This is a genomic window from Ignavibacteriales bacterium (assembly GCA_026390575.1).
Lineage (GTDB): Bacteria > Bacteroidota > Ignavibacteria > UBA10030 > UBA10030 > Fen-1298.
Map to the genome: position 1 here is coordinate 77,965 of JAPLFR010000003.1, position 17,394 is coordinate 95,358.

At 43.9% G+C, this 17,394-nt stretch carries 14 protein-coding genes and 3 tRNA genes; 1 reads left to right on the forward strand and 16 read right to left on the reverse strand.

What is annotated here, in order from left to right:
* Positions 1-2,805: a TonB-dependent receptor gene (locus NTX44_03375; GenBank protein MCX6120646.1), complete on the reverse strand. Its 2,805-nt coding sequence runs from the start codon at positions 2,803-2,805 to the stop codon at positions 1-3.
* Positions 2,806-2,828: 23 nt separating this feature from the next.
* Positions 2,829-3,857, reverse strand: a complete 1,029-nt coding sequence (locus tag NTX44_03380) for a LacI family DNA-binding transcriptional regulator (GenBank protein ID MCX6120647.1) — start codon at positions 3,855-3,857, stop codon at positions 2,829-2,831.
* A 459-nt stretch (positions 3,858-4,316) separates the two neighbouring features.
* On the opposite strand from NTX44_03380, the gene NTX44_03385 reads away from it, so the two are divergent.
* Positions 4,317-4,568, forward strand: a complete 252-nt coding sequence (locus NTX44_03385; GenBank protein ID MCX6120648.1) for a transposase — start codon at positions 4,317-4,319, stop codon at positions 4,566-4,568.
* A 30-nt stretch (positions 4,569-4,598) separates the two neighbouring features.
* Here the strand turns inward: NTX44_03385 and NTX44_03390 are convergent, their stop codons facing one another.
* From NTX44_03390 to NTX44_03455, 14 genes are all read right to left on the reverse strand, one after another.
* Positions 4,599-4,994, reverse strand: coding sequence for a nuclear transport factor 2 family protein (locus tag NTX44_03390; protein ID MCX6120649.1), 396 nt, complete (start codon positions 4,992-4,994; stop codon positions 4,599-4,601).
* Positions 4,995-5,387: 393 nt separating this feature from the next.
* Positions 5,388-5,756 carry a hypothetical protein gene (locus tag NTX44_03395; GenBank protein ID MCX6120650.1) on the reverse strand — a complete coding sequence of 123 codons (369 nt, stop codon included), beginning with the start codon at positions 5,754-5,756 and terminating at the stop codon, positions 5,388-5,390.
* A gap of 366 nt (positions 5,757-6,122) precedes the next feature.
* Positions 6,123-6,208 (reverse strand) — tRNA-Leu (locus tag NTX44_03400).
* A 79-nt stretch (positions 6,209-6,287) separates the two neighbouring features.
* Positions 6,288-6,359, reverse strand: a tRNA-Cys gene (locus tag NTX44_03405).
* 330 nt (positions 6,360-6,689) lie between these two features.
* Positions 6,690-6,762 (reverse strand) — tRNA-Gly (locus NTX44_03410).
* A 117-nt stretch (positions 6,763-6,879) separates the two neighbouring features.
* Positions 6,880-7,389, reverse strand: a complete 510-nt coding sequence (locus NTX44_03415; protein MCX6120651.1) for a class IV adenylate cyclase — start codon at positions 7,387-7,389, stop codon at positions 6,880-6,882.
* A gap of 273 nt (positions 7,390-7,662) precedes the next feature.
* Positions 7,663-8,148 carry a transcription elongation factor GreA gene (greA, locus tag NTX44_03420; protein ID MCX6120652.1) on the reverse strand — a complete coding sequence of 162 codons (486 nt, stop codon included), beginning with the start codon at positions 8,146-8,148 and terminating at the stop codon, positions 7,663-7,665.
* Between the two features lie 154 nt (positions 8,149-8,302).
* Positions 8,303-9,544, reverse strand: a complete 1,242-nt coding sequence (locus NTX44_03425; protein ID MCX6120653.1) for a bifunctional 3,4-dihydroxy-2-butanone-4-phosphate synthase/GTP cyclohydrolase II — start codon at positions 9,542-9,544, stop codon at positions 8,303-8,305.
* Positions 9,545-9,555: 11 nt separating this feature from the next.
* Positions 9,556-9,885 (reverse strand): preprotein translocase subunit YajC, encoded by a 330-nt coding sequence (gene yajC / locus NTX44_03430; GenBank protein MCX6120654.1) that lies wholly within the window; start codon positions 9,883-9,885, stop codon positions 9,556-9,558.
* Positions 9,886-9,957: 72 nt separating this feature from the next.
* Entirely contained in the window at positions 9,958-11,097 is a 1,140-nt protein-coding gene (gene tgt / locus NTX44_03435; protein ID MCX6120655.1) for a tRNA guanosine(34) transglycosylase Tgt, read from the reverse strand.
* Between the two features lie 155 nt (positions 11,098-11,252).
* Positions 11,253-12,311, reverse strand: coding sequence for a cellulase family glycosylhydrolase (locus NTX44_03440; GenBank protein ID MCX6120656.1), 1,059 nt, complete (start codon positions 12,309-12,311; stop codon positions 11,253-11,255).
* Between the two features lie 119 nt (positions 12,312-12,430).
* Positions 12,431-14,182 (reverse strand): alpha-amylase family glycosyl hydrolase, encoded by a 1,752-nt coding sequence (locus NTX44_03445; protein MCX6120657.1) that lies wholly within the window; start codon positions 14,180-14,182, stop codon positions 12,431-12,433.
* 117 nt (positions 14,183-14,299) lie between these two features.
* Positions 14,300-15,892: an NAD(P)H-hydrate dehydratase gene (locus NTX44_03450; GenBank protein MCX6120658.1), complete on the reverse strand. Its 1,593-nt coding sequence runs from the start codon at positions 15,890-15,892 to the stop codon at positions 14,300-14,302.
* A 20-nt stretch (positions 15,893-15,912) separates the two neighbouring features.
* A complete protein-coding gene (locus NTX44_03455) occupies positions 15,913-17,337 on the reverse strand; it encodes an NADH-quinone oxidoreductase subunit N (GenBank protein MCX6120659.1) in 1,425 nt (474 codons plus the stop codon).
* Between the last annotated feature and the right edge of the window lie 57 nt (positions 17,338-17,394).

Consider the following 17,394-nt stretch of genomic DNA (forward strand, 5'->3'; position numbering starts at 1 on the left):
TTAGAACGAAATTGTGGTTCCAAATTCAACTCTCCTCGGCTCTGAGTAAAAAGTTGGATTTGTGTACCAGTCATGTACCGTTGATATTCGTTGCGATGGATTCGTAGAAATTATCTGTTCCTCTGCCAGAGAGACGTTTGGTAAACCTGTATCTGTATAAACGTTGAGCGGGTTCTTAGTGTCTAGAAGATTTATGATCCGCAGGAAAAGTGATAGGGTCTTCCCACCAATCTTAAAATCTTTGTAGATTCGTGCATCGAGATTATAAGTCGCAGGTTTTATTGCAGAATTATATACTAACTGTCCAACGTTGGTCAATCCTTGCGGTGTATAGGGAGTCCCACTGCCATAACGAAAGTTGAAACTCGCTCCCCAATTCGAGGGGTTGGCATAACTAAGTGTCACATTTAGTGTTTGCAGTTGGTCCCAGTCAAGAGGTATGAGCTGGGTTTCCGGTAATACGCCACTGTTCAGCAAATTAACTGCAGCATTGGGATCCGACGCGTTCCCCTTCGCAATTTGAAAGGTGTAATCTAGCGTAGCAGCCCAAGAATTGGCTAACCTCTTGTCGATCGATATCACTAAACCTCTGACGAATCCAAAATCTGTGTTGACAAATTTGCTATATTCCGCTGCCCCACCATACACATAGATGATTTCGTTCAATGTGCCTGATAGATTCCGGATATCGTTGAAGTAACCTGTGATATCTATCGAAATGTCATCGGAAAGTTGTTGCTGCAAACCTAGCTCTCCTTTCGTAGTTTGTTCGGGATTGAGATCGGGATTACCAATAGTCCCGAGAAATGTACTGCCAGCTATTCGCAATTTATATCCTGGACTTTGGTACAATTGGTAGAAAGAAGGCATTTGGAAGAAAAGTCCATAAGAGAAATGTATTATGCCCTGATCGGTTATTGGGAATGACACTCCTAGCCTTGGACTGAATTGATATTTATCTGTAGCATTCTTGTACCAGAACCCCATTCTTTTCTGAACCGCTATTTGATGTAGCAAAGTGGTATCCGTTACACCAGGAGCTATCACGCTATCCTGGTACTGCGGTTGAAGAGGCCAATAGACATTTGGATCAGCAGGATTTGCGAGCACTTGTCCGTCAGGGTGAAACCAATCAAACCGGACACCAAAGTTTACTATGAGTGACTTGAACTCCATTTTGTCCTGAAGGTAAGCAGAAAATTGCATCGGTCGATGAAGGTACAACTGGTTGTTAAGTGATTCTATACTCGGAATAACGACGGGACCTTCGAGAAACGGTTTTCCATCAAGAACTGGATCTCGGTTAATGTCTCCCTGAGGCATTTGTAGATTGATATAATGGAGAAATAATTGATACTTGTTAAATTCTAAGCCCCCTTTTATCATATGATTATCTGTTGCTTGGCTTGTTATGTCAAACTTCACTAGATACGAGCCGGTGTTGTTTACATTGTGCGCCATAATAGTTCCTCCGGTGACAAATGTACCCTCCGGAGCCTGTAAGAGCGCGGTGTTTACGTAATCTTGATTGAATGGATCTCGCCGATTAAAAAGATCGGACAATGAAAATGGGCTTTGATCGAGATATTCTCTGTAGTCATGAAAGAAGTAAGAAGCGCCAACATTATAGTAGGTTTTTGAGTTAATGGTGTGTGTTATGTTGAGGTTATTCACATAGCCTTTAGTAAAATTGCTAAGCTCTCCGTCAGGATTATATTTGAATGCAAAATTATAATCTTTTCCTCGATTGTTGTTGAGTATACAATTATATGAAATCTGGAAGGTCGCAGAAGGTTTATAGGTTAACTTAGCTTGTAAGTACATTTCTAAATAAGGAGCCATGGGCACAGTTGCGCCGTCGCCCGTCTCCTGAATATTCCAGTCTGCTGTAGATGCTGCTCTTGCATTCGTTATATCAAAAGTATTAAATTTTCTTATCCCGAACAGATTTCCTGCCGTATAATAGTGTCTGGCATCTATATAGAAAAAAAGATCATTGCTCACAATTGGTCCATTCAACGACACTTCCAGCCACTGGCTATTAAATGGGTTGACCTTCTGAAGACCAGTGAATATGTCCGAATGACTGGTGACGTACCCTCCCGAATACGCAGTAATGTTGCCCTTCAATTCATTACCACCATTCTTCGTGGCAATGTTGACTATGCCGCTCATTGCATTTCCATATTCGGCATTGAATGCTCCTGTAACAAGCTGCATCTCCTGAATCGAGTTTGTGTTGACATTTATGACAGCGCTGCCGGTATTTGGATCGGTCATCGGAATCCCATCAAGCAAGTACGTCACTTCACCACTTCTTCCTCCCCTGAAATGACCAGCCACTACTCCAGCCTGCAATGCGAGCACATCTTGGAAACTCGTGATAGGGAGAGCTTCAATTTTTTTGCTGTCCACGATAGCAGTAGAGGAGGTCATATCCTTCTGAACAAGTGGGCGCTCTGCCATTACGACGACCGCCTGGGTAGTTATTGCCGATTCCGTAAGAATGAAATCGGCAACAGTTGTTAAGTCAATGGAGACGCGAAGGTTTGCAATTTCCATTGCCTGGTATCCCAAAGCACTTGCACGGATAGAATATGTTCCCGGTGATAAATTCAGAATTGCATATCTGCCCTCTAGATCAACGACAGTGCCGCGTGTTGTTCCCACAACTATGATATTAGCTCCAGCCAGAGGCTCTTTTGTCAAAGCATCAACGACGCGTCCTGCAATCTTTCCACTATCGCCCGCGTAAACTTTAAACGAGAGCAAACATACAATTACAATAGTAACAACTTTTCGCATGCACTACCTCGGTTATTTGAGTATTAGTCTTTTCTCAGAGCCCCGCAACTACGCCTGATAACAAGCGAAGGTGAAAAGCTCTTATGTATAATTTCAGTTCTATGGTTTGACATCCTCAACGCGATTCGTTCTACCGCAAGTGTCCCCAATTCAAAAATAGGCTGCCGCATTGTTGTTAACTTCATTTCTTGTGCAAGCTCGATGTCATCGAATCCGACTATTGCAACATCTTCCGGAACTCTAAGCTCATTTTCAGACAAGGCATCAATCGCACCGATGGCCTGAATATCTGAGGAAACAAAAAAAGCTTTCGGCATCGCCGGACCAAGTTTCAAAAACTCAAGCATGGCTTGATATCCTGCGTCACGATAAAACCCACCCCATTTATCTGTCGCACTTGTTTTGACCAGATCATCGGAATATGGAATCCCATGTCTATCCAGCGCACGCTTGTAACCCTCCAGTCTCTGAATTGCAGGTGGTGTTGTCAATTGCGCATTAATCATACCGACAGAAGTATGGCCTAGCGCAATTAAATGATTTGTCGCTACATACGCACCCTCTGAATTCGCAATTGTAAAGGAATCGAAATGTGAAGATTCTGCATCAGCCAACACGACCGGTAGACCGGATTCTTTTAATATCTTTATATACCGTTCCGACAACATTATGGAAAAAAGAATCAAGCCATCTGTGTGCCCATTTTGAATTGCTCTAATGATATTTGCCTCCACTTGATCTGGCGCCTTTCCTCCGTAAAGAACCAGATCGATATTTAATTCCTCTGTCTTCTGTTGGACTGCAGATAAAATTTCATGGAAAAAGTAATGGCCAAAATGAGGCACCATGACCGCTATTGTGCGAACGTGCCGTCTGGTAAGCCACCTGGCATAACTATGCGGTTGATAATGCAGCTCTCTTGCCGTTTCCAATACCTTCGCTTTAGTATCTGAGGAGACTCTAGAACTGCCGTTAAAAACTCTGGATACTGTCCCAACACCAACCTTAGCCGCCTTCGCTATGTCATAAATCGTTATTTGTCTAACTTTCAAACCGATAATCCCATTTGTGGAACAACTTTCATAAAATACAACCAATTTTGTTGCATATCAAACGTTTTTTTTCTTTTTCGCAAAATTATGGAAATGCTTCCATAATTTAACGGAAAAAATTCCTTCTAAGTTTGATCCAATTCATTCTCAAAACAATTGGGCTTTCTACATTCTGGAACTAGTTCCACAATTCAACATTTTCTTATCAACTCCCTTAAGCTTTCACTAACTAAATAGTCGAAAGGAAATCTTACTGACCTGCCCTGAATAAGATGTTAGTGATAAGTCAGTATTGTTTCTTTAACAAGTAATGTCTACCTGATAAAGGAAAAAAAGAAAAAGCATTTAAAACTTGAAATGAGTTATTAAATATTATGCCCTGAATCTGTAATCAACGTATTAGTTTGATCAGAGGTAGCTGATGGCGTCTATCCCAAAGCTGGTCCGAAAAGCGATGCCATGGCTGTTCTGGTGGTTGTTGGCCTAAATCGGCAAGGGCAAAAAGAGATCTTGAGCCTTGTCGAAGGGTATCGTGAAAGCGCTGGCTCTTGGCGCGAAGTGCTTCGTGACTTAAAACGACGTGGCTTGCAGTGGATAGGTTTGATGATTGCTGATGGATCTCTGGGCTTGTGGAATGCTCTGCGGGATGTATTTCCACAGACGAAGCGTCAACGCTGCTTTCTGCATTATATGCGTCCCGTTGTTTTGTAACCGGATAGCGAGGAGTATCTGGTTAAGCGTTTATTGTTTTTTGCTTTTACTGATAATATCAAATGGAATTTTTGAATCAGCATACACTTGCCACAATTGAATTTTATTATTCTTAATGACCGCTTTCCAAGAAGCTGGTAGACGCCAGTAATTTTCTTTTCTTTCACTCAATCCTTCAAATGTCCCGCTTGCAAAACCAAACGCGGCAATAGTATTTCTATTAAGAAAAATATCCGTAATTTCGATTTTATAGTCAGGAAACAATTGAAAGTATCCGATCCATCCTGCTCTCATTTTTTCTTTACCTAGAGCTATGTTTCCTTGAGAATCGATAAATTGATGATCGTCCGTCATGAGCGAACAGATTTTTTCAACGTTGTGTTCGTTGATAGCGCTAACAAAGTCGTAGATAATCTGTTTGTCCATTTTTGTCTTTACAATAACCGCTTAACAGCCAGAGGCCTAATAATGTAACACGCGATAGCGTGTTACTGCTTCTATTATTTCATGTAAGTTACTTTTGCGCCACAGGCGCATGAGCCTCTGGCTCACAACTTAATACAAAACCGTTGCTCGCCCAGCCTGCGTGCCCGCCATCCGTCCCGCAAAGCGGGATGCGGCGGACAGGCCGTAGGCACTTCCGCTTACACTTCGTTTCAGCGGACAAGCCGGCAGGCAAGCATGAATTTTGTAAACTTTTAATTTGTATTGCACTTGCTGCAATAACATTCTCAGGCCTCCGGCTGTCAGTTTGTTGAGCGCTTTATACGAAACCCCGCTTTTTTTGCGGGGAGCGTCTGGTTAAACGGAAAGCGAGTTTCATGAAAGTAACCATTGACGAGCTTTAGCGAACGTACGAAATATTTCAACCTTCATCCCAAGCTCTTCCGAGAAAACGGAACCCATACGCATCAGACCGTATTGCAAATCGTTTGGAGCAACCAACGCGATACGATTATTGAAATATTTGCCCAGAGATACAAGAGAGCGCGCTACAGTTATGACATCTTCTGTAGACCTTTTATAAATACTCAGAGATTCACTCAGATTAACCAGTATGGAAGGATTTGCCGGACAAGTAGAATCCGCGATCGATTTGAGAATGGTTTTAGGAATATCGTCCATAGAATATTCACCAACCATTTCTATTATAACTATATTAGACTCGAACCGATAAGTTACTGGCATTCCATTAACACATTCTTTTTATTTGAATGACTAATTTCTTACCGTCTAACTACCGCTTTGATAGAGTAACTCTATAGTTCATGCGTTTGAGGTATGAATTATAGATGAGTGAAAATATTTTGATTGTCTCAATGACCTCTCCTTTTCTCTGTGTCAGCCCAAACAAACAGCGATGGAGACCGTGGCGTGATACGTTCTTTCGATAAATGTATTAGTTTTCATCTGAGAAAGCAAGAAGCTCCATCCACCGTTTGAAGTCTTAACTTTCGTTTAGTTGGCTGAAGCAGCAGACATAAAACAATCAAAGTGAGTCGAAGGAAGGATAAATACAAAATCTTCAGTTTCATTGAAACATCGAATTTACAGTGCCGAGAGCGGGACTCGAACCCGCACGCCCTTTGCAGGACACAGGATTTTAAGTCCTGTGCGTCTACCAATTCCGCCATCCCGGCAAAATCATTGTCAATTTCCGATTGTCAATTCCGAATTGGAAAAATCCGAAATTTATAATTCGCACTTCGCAATTGATAGAGGCGCCGAGCGGATTCGAACCGCTGCATAAAGGTTTTGCAGACCTCTCCCTTACCACTTGGGTACGGCGCCAATTAAGTTTTCGATTGTCAATTTCAATTGCGGAATTAACCTGTACCCGCAATTTCATTACTTACCTTACCACTCTTGTCCCGCTTTATGGGATGCGGTAAGGAACCAGAGAAATTTTCAATTGTCAATTTTTTATTTAATACTTAAAATTACAAAGAATTCGGATCAACAAATCGCCCCGGAATAAAAACCCCGCTGTCCGGTGGGGTTAGTGGCAGCGGGGTAAATTCATAGATAAGATTTCTCCGGACGTCTCTCAAAAGCCGTAAAGGAACGGAATCTTTCAGTTTCGTCAAGAGTGTCTCTGATTGCTGTGCATTCTAGAGACAGAGCGGGAAACGGGGCTCGGACCCGCGACCTCAACCTTGGCAAGGTTGCGCTCTACCAACTGAGCTATTCCCGCATTGCCAGCAATAATATACCAAAAACGTCTACACTCTGCAAGAGTTTTTTCTCTCTCCATTATTTTGTGATAGTTCACCTTAAAAAGAGTCTCTTTGCATTTCTTGTTTTTCAGCGCTTACTGCTTATGAAGAAGCATATCAGAGTAGGAAATGCCAATGACTGCCGCCGGCTTGATTGCGAATTCCTTGGAGAGCACATCCAGCAATTTTTGCGCTTGCCGTTTTCCATAATTCACGAGTACTTCAAATTCTATAAACGTTCCAAGTCCGCGCACTTCATCAAGATGGATTCGGGAATTTTTATAGAGAAAAAGGCGGCGTTTCTTCTCCACTATTACCTTCTGTCCAAATGCCGCTGTACACAAAGCGTTTGTGAGTATTGCATCATCGACGGGAAGCACAACGTAATCGGAATAACGGCTTCCTTTTTTATTCGGACGATTGTAGAAGATCAGTTCTGCGGAACGATCTTTTATGATTCTGAGCTTAAGCCGGCCGCGAGGAACCCTGTAGTAAATATCACGCTGTTGTAAAACGCCTTTTGCGTGTGCGTTCAGACGATGCGCGGCACGAACAGCCTCAGAAACCGATGAAATGCGTGCTTTCAGTTCTAAATTCTGCGGCATAATTTATTTTATAAATGCATGGAAGGATAAATTCACGAGGATATTTAATAAATCAATTTCCAAAGCTCTGCCACAGGCATCCCTTCGGGAAAATCTCAAAGAAATACAAAATTCCAACTGTTCGATTGCATAAAATATTTATCGCGTTTTGTATTTAGTTATTGAACGTTGTTTGATTTTTGCATTTTGTGATTTGAGATTTAGAAACTCCCTTCAATTATGTCGGAAGAGTTTAAACAGATGCACAACTTTGTTTCTCGCTTTATGAATCTTCTACCGGCCGATTTCTATAATTTTATACTCCAGCATACCGGCAGGCACTTTGATTTGGATGGTTTCGCCAGGTTTTTTGCCGAGCAATCCTTTACCGATCGGCGAAGTGAAAGAGATCTTATTTTTTTCGAAGTCGGCTTCTTCGGGTGCAACAAGCCGGTACTCGATGATTTGTTTGGTGCGCTGATCTTGAATCTTCACAAGCGAGAGAATGTAGACTTTATCTGTTTGCAAATTATTCGTATCGATGATTTGTGTACGCGAAAGTGTTTCCTCGAGCTTCGCAATACGGAGTTCAAGGTGCTGCTGTGCTTCTTTAGCGGCATCGTACTCTGCGTTTTCACTTAAATCACCATAGCCGCGCGCTTCGGCAATCTTTGCCGCCATATCTGCACGGCCGATCGTTTTCATTTCGCGCAGTTCATGCTCAAGCTCTGTGAGTTTTTCACGCGTGAGATATACTTTACCGTTATTACTTTCTCCCATATCAACTTCCTTCGACAGAAAAAAATCCCTTCAGCCGAAAATCTCTGAAGGGTACATGCAAAAATAAAAGCCATCATCCTTGAGAATGGTGGCTGTACTATTCTAAAATCAAAGTAGGTGATTAATTAGATAGACGCAAGAATAATTTTATTGTCTAACTCTTCTTACCTTTTCCTGAACTCCTTGGCTCTACCAATATTAAATGACCAAGTTTATCACGTTTCGTTGTCAGGTACCGCTCATTGTACCGATTGGGATCAATCTCGAGTGGTACACGCTCCACCACTTCTAATCCATATCCGGTGAGCCCAATTATCTTTTTGGGATTGTTCGTCAGCAGGCGCATTTTCCCGACGCCAAGATCGCGAAGAATCTGCGCGCCAATGCCATAATCTCGCAGGTCGGCGCGGAAACCGAGTTTTTCATTCGCCTCAACTGTGTCGAGCCCCTCATCCTGCAGGCTGTACGCTTTAAGTTTATTTGACAATCCGATGCCGCGTCCTTCTTGCCGCATATAGAGAACGACGCCGCATCCTTCTCTTTCTATCTGTTCCATCGAAGCAACCAATTGTGCATTGCAATCACATCTGAGCGAACCGAAGACATCGCCTGTCAAGCATTCCGAGTGAACACGCACAAGCGTTGGAATCTCGGGAGAAATATTTCCCTTGACCAGCGCAATGTGCTCTTTGCTGTCGGTCTGGCTTTTATAAAGATGAATACGAAACTTCCCGTACATCGAAGGCAGGTCCGTTGAGACGACACGCTGGACAAGCTTGTCGCGCCGAATCCTGTATTCAATCAGGGCGCGCACAGTGATAATTTTTAAATTAAATTTTTCGGCAATTTTCAATAGCTGCGGAACACGCGCCATAGTACCGTCTTCAGCAAGGATTTCGCATAATACTCCAGCCGGAATTAAACCGGAGAGTCTGCAGAGATCCACAACCGCTTCTGTGTGACCGGCGCGACGCAGCACACCGCCCTCTATTGCACGTAACGGAAAAATGTGCCCGGGCCTGGCAAAATCATGTGCTTGAGCCTTCGGATCAGTGAGCGCACGCACAGTTATAGATCGATCCGCTACGGACACACCAGTGGTTGTTCCGTGCAGATAATCAATTGAGACGGTGAATGGTGTTTCATGAAGTGACGTATTTGCTTCCACCATGAGATCAAGATTTAATTCCTTTGCACGTTCAGTTGTAAGAGGTGTGCACACAACTCCGCGTCCCTCCTTTACAAAGAAATTAATCGCTTCCGGAGTCACCTTTTCGGCCGCAAGAACAAAGTCACCTTCATTTTCACGGTCTTCATCATCGACAACAATCAAAATTTTCCCATTCCGGAAATCTTCAATCGCTTCTTCAATCGTATGGAACTGCTCTTCTGCCATGAGTTATTCGGTTATTTTATTTCTGGTGCAGACTCCGAAATAATTGTTGCAATGGCACTGCGGTCTAATTTCACTTTTATCTTATCGGCTATCTCAACAAGCACAGTTTTCTCATCCAATCCAGCAACTGTGCCGTACATACCGCCTGACGTAATAACTTTATCGCCTTTTTTCATGCTCTCAATAAGTTTCTGGCGTTCCTTAGCGCGTTTTTGCTGGGGACGGATAATCATAAAGTAGAAAATAAGAATGATGGAGCCGAAAAGGATAACATTTGACATCAAGCCGGGGCCTTCCCCTTGATTCGGCTGACCCATGAGAAGTGTGAAATAATGTAGCACTGTATCCTCCTGTTTATGAAATGATATTAATTGCTATTTATAATTAATGATTTTGGATTTCTTAAAATTCCACTATGTTGGTTCAGCTATTGCTGATGATATTTGTAATCTTGCAAGCATCATCGCTTTCCATTCTGTGAACCGTTGTTCCAAAATTGCTTTCCGTGCCTCGCGCGTTATCCATAAGAAAAACGCAAGATTGTGAATCGATGCTAATTGCAGCGCTAATATTTCTTTTGTGACGAACAGATGCCGTAAATAGGCACGCGTGAATGTCCGGCATGTATAACAATTGCACTCTGCATCAACCGGTGTGAAGTCGGTTTTATACTGCGCGTTGCGGATATTGATGGTTCCGCTGTGCGTCCAGAGCATTCCGTTCCTGCCGTTCCGTGTCGGGATCACGCAATCGAACATATCCACGCCGCGTTCAATAGATTCTAATATATTCTCCGGTGTTCCAACCCCCATAAGGTACCGCGGCTTATCAGTTGGAAGAAATTGTTCAGTAAATTCCGTTACGTTATACATTTCTTCCAATGGCTCACCAACCGCCAGTCCACCGATTGCGTAACCGTCAAAATCAAATTCTGTCAGCGCGCGTGCGCTCATCTCGCGGATTTCCGGATACACACTTCCCTGTACAATACCAAAGAGCGCTTGCGAATGTCCATAAAGGGCGGGTTGTTGTTCCGCCGCCATTTTGCAGCGCTCAGCCCAACGTACCGTCATCTCGTTCGATTTTTTTGCGTATTCAAATTCGCATGGATACGGTGTGCATTCATCGAATACCATCATGATATCCGAACCGAGCTGCCGTTCAATCTGAATAACACTCTCTGGTGTAAAGACATGCGCAGAACCGTCGAGATGCGAACGAAACGTCACACCGTTATCAGCAATATCCCGCAAGGCAGTGAGACTAAATACCTGAAATCCGCCGCTGTCAGTTAAAATTGGTTTCTGCCAATTCATGAAGCGATGCAAACCGCCCGCTTGTTCAATGACATCCATTCCTGGCCGCAAATATAGATGATACGTGTTGCCAAGAATGATTTGAGCACCAAGCTCGATCAGTTCTCGTTGTTCCGTTGCCTTAACGGTTCCCTGCGTTCCAACCGGCATGTAAATCGGTGTTTCAATCACACCATGATCGGTTTCAAGAACACCAGCACGGGCTTTGCCGTCTTGTGCAATGCGTTTATATTTCAAATGTGCTCAATCAATAAAAAACCGCAGAAGAGAATCCCTGCGGCTGAGTAAAAAAATATTTCAAATTCTTCTTATAAAATATAGCCAGAAAATGGACGGTTGTCAAATGCTATAACGGCGAGGAATACAACTCCCGTCGAAATCGTATGCCAGTTTTATTTCTGCGTCAAAATATGAATAAGCTCGATATCGGGAGCAAGTGATGCGTTCTTTTCGAAATCGAACGTATAAATGCCGAAATCTCCTTTATATTCCCAATTACAGTACGCGATCTGATTCTCATTAAAAACTGAAATCAGATCGCGGTAGTATGCCAGCCGCTCATTCCGATCGACATGCGGCAGGCAGCCAAATTCACCGCAATACAACTGCAGGCCAAGTTCTTTTGCCCGCTTGACCGCCGGCAGGAGTTCTTCAGCGAGTTTCTGTTTGTTCCATACTTCCCTCGCGTTCTTCATCACCTGAACCAGTCCAGAATCATTCTTCACAAATGCATTATAATCTGCGTCGATTACAACCTGACCCGGGTAGCGCACAGGTCCCTTATATTCTTTAAACTGAACCCAACTTGCCAGATGATGTGTAAAAAAGAGGGGTGAATATGTATGCATACTCAGAATGATATTGGGATCGTTCGCAGGGATTTTCAGCTGCGGAAATGTACCGGGTGTTTGCCATCTGTTGGAACCGATCACCAGTACCCGCTGTGGTTCCAACGCACGTACTGCTTTCATTGCTTTCTCGATTAACCTGTTCCAATCTTCCGGATTTTCGGCAACGGGTTCATTCATCAGTTCGTATGCGACCATGGAAACCGGATAACGCTTGAGGTGGGCAGACAAATCGCTCCAGAGATGCAAAAAAGTATTTTGAGCATTCGTGTCGGTCCATAGTGAATTTGTTCCCCCTTCATTCGCGGCATTGAAATAATGGGAACGGATAATGTGCAGATCCACAATTGCATGCAGATTGTATTTGGCGCACCAATTCAGGCAATGCGTAAGAAATGCGAATGATTCTTCAATCGGTTTTCCTGTCGTATCCCATAACTCGACTTCATCAAGAGGAATCCGGACATGGTCGTACCCGATGCTATCAATAAATTTGATATCCTGTTCAGTTATAAATGTTGCTTTCGGTGACCAGCCGAAGTTTTGCGACAACCAATGGCTGAGATTGACACCGCGATGAACTTCAAATCCGGATGGATTCATTGTGCTCCTCTGACAAAAACAGATTGTCTGTATAACGATGAAGAATATTCCGACAACTCTTAACTGTCGAAAAAAATGTGATGGATTCATAGAGAAATATCCTTTTAATAAAAGTGTTCCTACTTCACTTCATTCATTCGGAAGATAGCATAACTAACCGGATTCATTCTGATCGAAGCTGAATTCTCCTTCAGCGATACAGTTCCTTCACCCGAGATTAGTTTTGGTTTCTGACTTTTATATGTCAGTGCAAAAGTTGTTCTCACTTCCCGGTTTGCAGGATTTAGTACAACCAACAACCGTTCTTTTCCTTTTGTCCGGATATATGCAAAGGGATAGGTATCCTTTTCTGCACAGACAGGAGCGAATTCTGCATATGCAAGAAGTGCCGGTTCTGTGTTGTGCAATTGAATCAACTCTTTCACTTTATTGAGCAGCGAGCGTTTATCTTTTTCCTGTGTCGCTGCATCAGGCGCACCTGCTGTTGTATCCACAGCCCGGTACAATTTTTCCGGACTCGCTGTTGAAAATCCTTTATTCATTCCATTGGTCCATTGCATCGGCGTCCGGTCGCCGGCGCGTCCCATATAACTTCCTTCGATGTGAGGCAATCCCTCTAACTGTCGCATACCAATCTCGTCGCCGTAATATACAAAAGGCGTCCCGGGGAGTGTGAGCATGAACGCAAAAATGACCGCGATATCCTTATCAATCCTACCGTTGTTTTTTATTCTTGTTAAATCATGATTGCCGAATGGAACGGAAATATATCCTTTTTCCCTGCTTCCATAGTATTGATCCATATAGAGTTTGATAAAGTTGGAAATATCTCCCTTTCCTTCTGAGTCAAAAAAGCTATGACCGTCATGATTTGGATTCCGGATCTTTTCTTTTTGGAATAGGTCGTCATACCCATTGAACCAGTGGAAGAAATCGGCGTTGAAGCCGCCTTTCACCGCATCTTTGGGGTACGACCATTCCGCCACCGTGAAAGTACCGGGATATTCTTTATCGAGGAACTCACGCACGGTCTTCCAGTACTTGCTGGTTGCTGAACCGTCATCATTTTTCACCAGCGAACCGGCCATATCAATTCTGAAACCATCGCATCCCATATTGAGCCAGAAGCGCATGACATTTTTCATTTCTTCCTTTAATGCCATCACATCGGGATGGTCTGTAGGAAGCTGCCACGGCTGCTGCGGATCCGGATTCGCATAGCCGTAATTCAATGCCGGCTGATGCCAGAAGAAATTATTCATAAACATACCGTCGCGTTCGCAATACCCCTGGATGAAGTTGCTGCGATATTTTTCCATTCCTGGAAACCACGTACTGCCTGTCCAAACGTACCAGTTGCTGTACTTGTTTGGCTTCGGATCGCACGATGCTTTGAACCACGGGTGATCGATACTGGTATAGCTTGGGACATAATCGATAATGACATGCATCCCCCGCTTATGCACTTCAGCAAACAATCGTTTTGCATCCTCGTTTGTTCCGTACCGGGGCGCTACTTTATAAAAGTCAGTCACATCGTATCCAGCATCGCGAAAGGGAGATTCATAGAACGGGTTGAGCCAGATCGCACCGATACCCAGGCTTTTTATATAATCCAGCTTCTCGATAATTCCCTGCAAGTCGCCGACTCCATCGCCGTTCGCATCGTAAAATGTTTGAGGATAGATTTGATAGAAGACCGCATTATCCACCCACGCCGGACTCTCCGGGCGCTGAACATTCCCGGTTATCAAGTAGGTTGTTTTTGATGTATTCGCTGTATCCTGTGCTTGACTCTGAGGCACGCTTGCTGTAAGAACAAAAAGAAATAGAGCGATGTTGAGAAGAATTATAATTTTATTTTTTATCATAATGTTCATTCAGATTATTATGAGTAAAGTTGACTTAAACATCGCTCCCAAGTCGGTTGAAGAGCGTATCCCCGGAAGCACAGTTTTCAGGATGTTCAGTTCGGGAGAACATCTCCCTTACAGCGTTGGAATCCAATGAAGGTCTTCTCTTATCAGTTTAATTAATTGCATCGCGGCAGGTAAAGATTCAATAAGATCATTTGCCAGAAGACCCCGTTTTCCTATTTTCTTTGCGGCAAGATCCCCTGAAAATCCGTGGAGGTACACACCGGCATAAGCAGCTTCACTATCAGGCATTCCCTGCGCCCATAAGCCGGCAATAATTCCGGAGAGTACATCACCCGAACCTGCAGTTGCCATTCCGGGATTTCCTGTTGAGTTGAGGAAACAGTTCCCATCCTTTGATGCGGTAACAGTTGGAACACCTTTGAGTACGATCGTTGTACCAATTTGCTTTGCTAAAACACGAGCCGCCTCAATACGGTGGCGTTCAACTTCGATCGATGACAATCCAGTAAGACGCGAGAATTCTCCAACGTGCGGCGTCAGTATACATTGAGCGCGTGCGGAACGGAACTTAGAAATCCCATTCGCAGCTATTGCATTTAATCCATCGGCATCAACCAGCACTTTTCCACGATACTCAAGCAGGAGTTTGAGAATAAGCTGCTGTGTTTCAAGATTTTGAGATAATCCTGGACCGATGACTAATACATCCGCCCAAGAAAGTTTTGCGCGAATTCCATCAAGTGCGCTAAGGCTCAATGTTCCGTCACTCGTCGCCGGAAGCGGAAAAGTCATCACCTCCGTCAGCTTGCGTGCAAGGATAGGATACACTGGTTCTGGTGTTCCCAATACAACCGCACCGGCACCGGCCCGCATTGCAGAGGTACTGCATAATGCCGCCGCACCAGTTAATCCTTTTGAACCGGCGAGCACCAGCACCTTGCCAACGCTGTACTTATGCGCGTGCATCGATCTCTTTGGAATAATCCTGTTCACATCCGCTTGTTCAACAAGAGTAGCTTGCAGTCGTCTATCTTTTATAATCGAGTTTGGAATTCCGATTTCTACCACAGATACAGATCCAACCCGCTCGCGTCCTTGATTGCAGAGTAATCCGGATTTGATAGCTCCGAAGGTCACCGTTATATTGGCTCGCACTGCGCAATTCTCAACGACCCCGGTTGTTCCATTGACACCGGAAGGAATATCCACCGCAACAATCTGCGTTTCTTGTGTATTCATCCAGTCAATGACGTCTGCAAATGGTTTACGGACAGCACCGCTAAAGCCGGTACCAAATATAGCATCCACAATAATATCGGGCTTTGGAATTGATGAAAGAAGTTTTTTTGAATATCGATGAAGCGTGATTAGATGGGACGACTTCTTGACGAATTTTTGCAGAATGATAAAATTCCTTTTTGCATCTCCCTTCAATTCAGATGGTGACGCCATCAGCAGGACACTTATCTGTGCACATGAATTTGAAAGCAGACGTGCGATAACAAATCCATCGCCGCCATTATTTCCTTTACCGCAGACAATGAGAATATTTTTGGTTTCAAGCGTGGAATATTTTTGCTTGATGATTTCGACTACGCCGCGTCCGGCATTCTCCATCAAGAGTAATCCGGGGACACCGTAGGTATTGATAGTGGACTCGTCACACCATCGCATTTCTTCGGCCGAAACTACGCGCTGCATAAAAAACTCCGTTTCGTGAATTACAAGAAACGTTGAGCAACTTGAATGATAAACGAAGGAAACAGTCCGAGCACGAGCACAGCAACCGCACAGAGCACTACCACCGCCAATGCCGCTCGCGATGGTTTGGAGGCAATATCAGCATGCCCTTCCCGGAAATACATCAATACCACAACTCGCAAATAATAATATGCAGATACAAGACTCGCAAGCACGCCGATAATTGCCAACCACGTCATGTGTGATTTGATTGCGGCAAAGAAGACATAATACTTGCCAAAGAATCCAGCGAACGGCGGAACCCCAGCTAGTGCAAACATAAAGACAGACATAAGGAATGCCAACAACGGCTGCTGGCGGCTTAATCCTACATAATCATCAAGTGTAAGATTTTTATCATCTTCTTGTTCCACAAAACTGACGATGGCGAAAGCGCCAAAATTCATCATAGTATAAGCAACAAGATAGAACATGACACCCACTTGTCCATCAAGCGTACCGGCGGCGATACCGGAGAGCATATATCCGGCATGCGCGATGCTTGAATATGCCAGCATCCGCTTGATATTTGTTTGTGTAATCGCGACGATGTTGCCAAGAATCATAGATGCCGCGGCAAGAAGAGCGATAAGTTCATTGACCCGTCCGCCGAGAAAATCAAATGTGCGAATGAACACGGTAATAAACGCCGCAAATGCTGCTGCCTTCACTCCTGTTGACATAAACGCTGTCACAGTTGTCGGTGCACCTTCGTACACATCCGGCGCCCACATGTGGAACGGTACCGCCGCCACTTTGAATGCCAACCCAATGATGATCAGACCAGCACCGATGACAAACACACTATTGGTTGCAACTACAGCGAATACGTTTTGAATTATCAGAAGATTTGTTGTGCCGACTGCACCGTAGATAAGCGCAATACCATAGAGAAGAAACCCGGTTGAGAACGCTCCGAGCAGGAAATACTTTAATGCCGCCTCATTTGCGCGTTCCTTCGTGCGAATAAATCCCGCCAGCACATATAAACATACCGACATCAATTCAATACCGAGAAAAAGAATGATGAGATCATTTGCCGAAGCTATCAACATCATACCGACTGTGGTAAAAAGCAGCAGGATATAGAATTCTCCGCGATGGTACTTCTGCTGTTCAAAATAATTGCGTGAGAGTACGACCGTCATACATGCAACGATGCAAAATAACGTACCAAAGAAATTTGCATAACCGCCGTGCCGGATCATCGCGCCAAAACTTTGTCCTTCAGCGTCCAGATTAGAGACAGCGAATACTGCTGCCAACGCTAGCCCAGCCAAGCTGACGTACGAAGTTATTACCGGTTTTGTACGGTGAGTTGCTTCCACTATCATTGCCACAAGCGCTGTCACTGTCACGATCATGACAGGTGCGTTGGAATAAATATCGTTCAAATAAGAATTCATAGATCCATATTCAATTCAGAGTTTTATCCATTAGCATTAATTCCCACGAACTTCAGC

Excerpts from the sequence above, each read along its gene's own strand:
- NTX44_03375 (MCX6120646.1), bottom strand. The coding sequence starts at position 2,805 with ATGCGAAAAGTTGTTACTATTGTAATTGTATGTTTGCTCTCGTTTAAA.
- NTX44_03385 (MCX6120648.1), top strand. The coding sequence starts at position 4,317 with ATGGCTGTTCTGGTGGTTGTTGGCCTAAATCGGCAAGGGCAAAAAGAG.
- NTX44_03390 (MCX6120649.1), bottom strand. The coding sequence starts at position 4,994 with ATGGACAAACAGATTATCTACGACTTTGTTAGCGCTATCAACGAACAC.
- NTX44_03395 (MCX6120650.1), bottom strand. The coding sequence starts at position 5,756 with ATGCCAGTAACTTATCGGTTCGAGTCTAATATAGTTATAATAGAAATG.
- NTX44_03415 (MCX6120651.1), bottom strand. The coding sequence starts at position 7,389 with ATGCCGCAGAATTTAGAACTGAAAGCACGCATTTCATCGGTTTCTGAG.
- greA (MCX6120652.1), bottom strand. The coding sequence starts at position 8,148 with ATGGGAGAAAGTAATAACGGTAAAGTATATCTCACGCGTGAAAAACTC.
- NTX44_03425 (MCX6120653.1), bottom strand. The coding sequence starts at position 9,544 with ATGGCAGAAGAGCAGTTCCATACGATTGAAGAAGCGATTGAAGATTTC.
- NTX44_03440 (MCX6120656.1), bottom strand. The coding sequence starts at position 12,311 with ATGAATCCATCCGGATTTGAAGTTCATCGCGGTGTCAATCTCAGCCAT.
- NTX44_03445 (MCX6120657.1), bottom strand. The coding sequence starts at position 14,182 with ATGATAAAAAATAAAATTATAATTCTTCTCAACATCGCTCTATTTCTT.
- NTX44_03450 (MCX6120658.1), bottom strand. The coding sequence starts at position 15,892 with ATGCAGCGCGTAGTTTCGGCCGAAGAAATGCGATGGTGTGACGAGTCC.
- NTX44_03455 (MCX6120659.1), bottom strand. The coding sequence starts at position 17,337 with ATGAATTCTTATTTGAACGATATTTATTCCAACGCACCTGTCATGATC.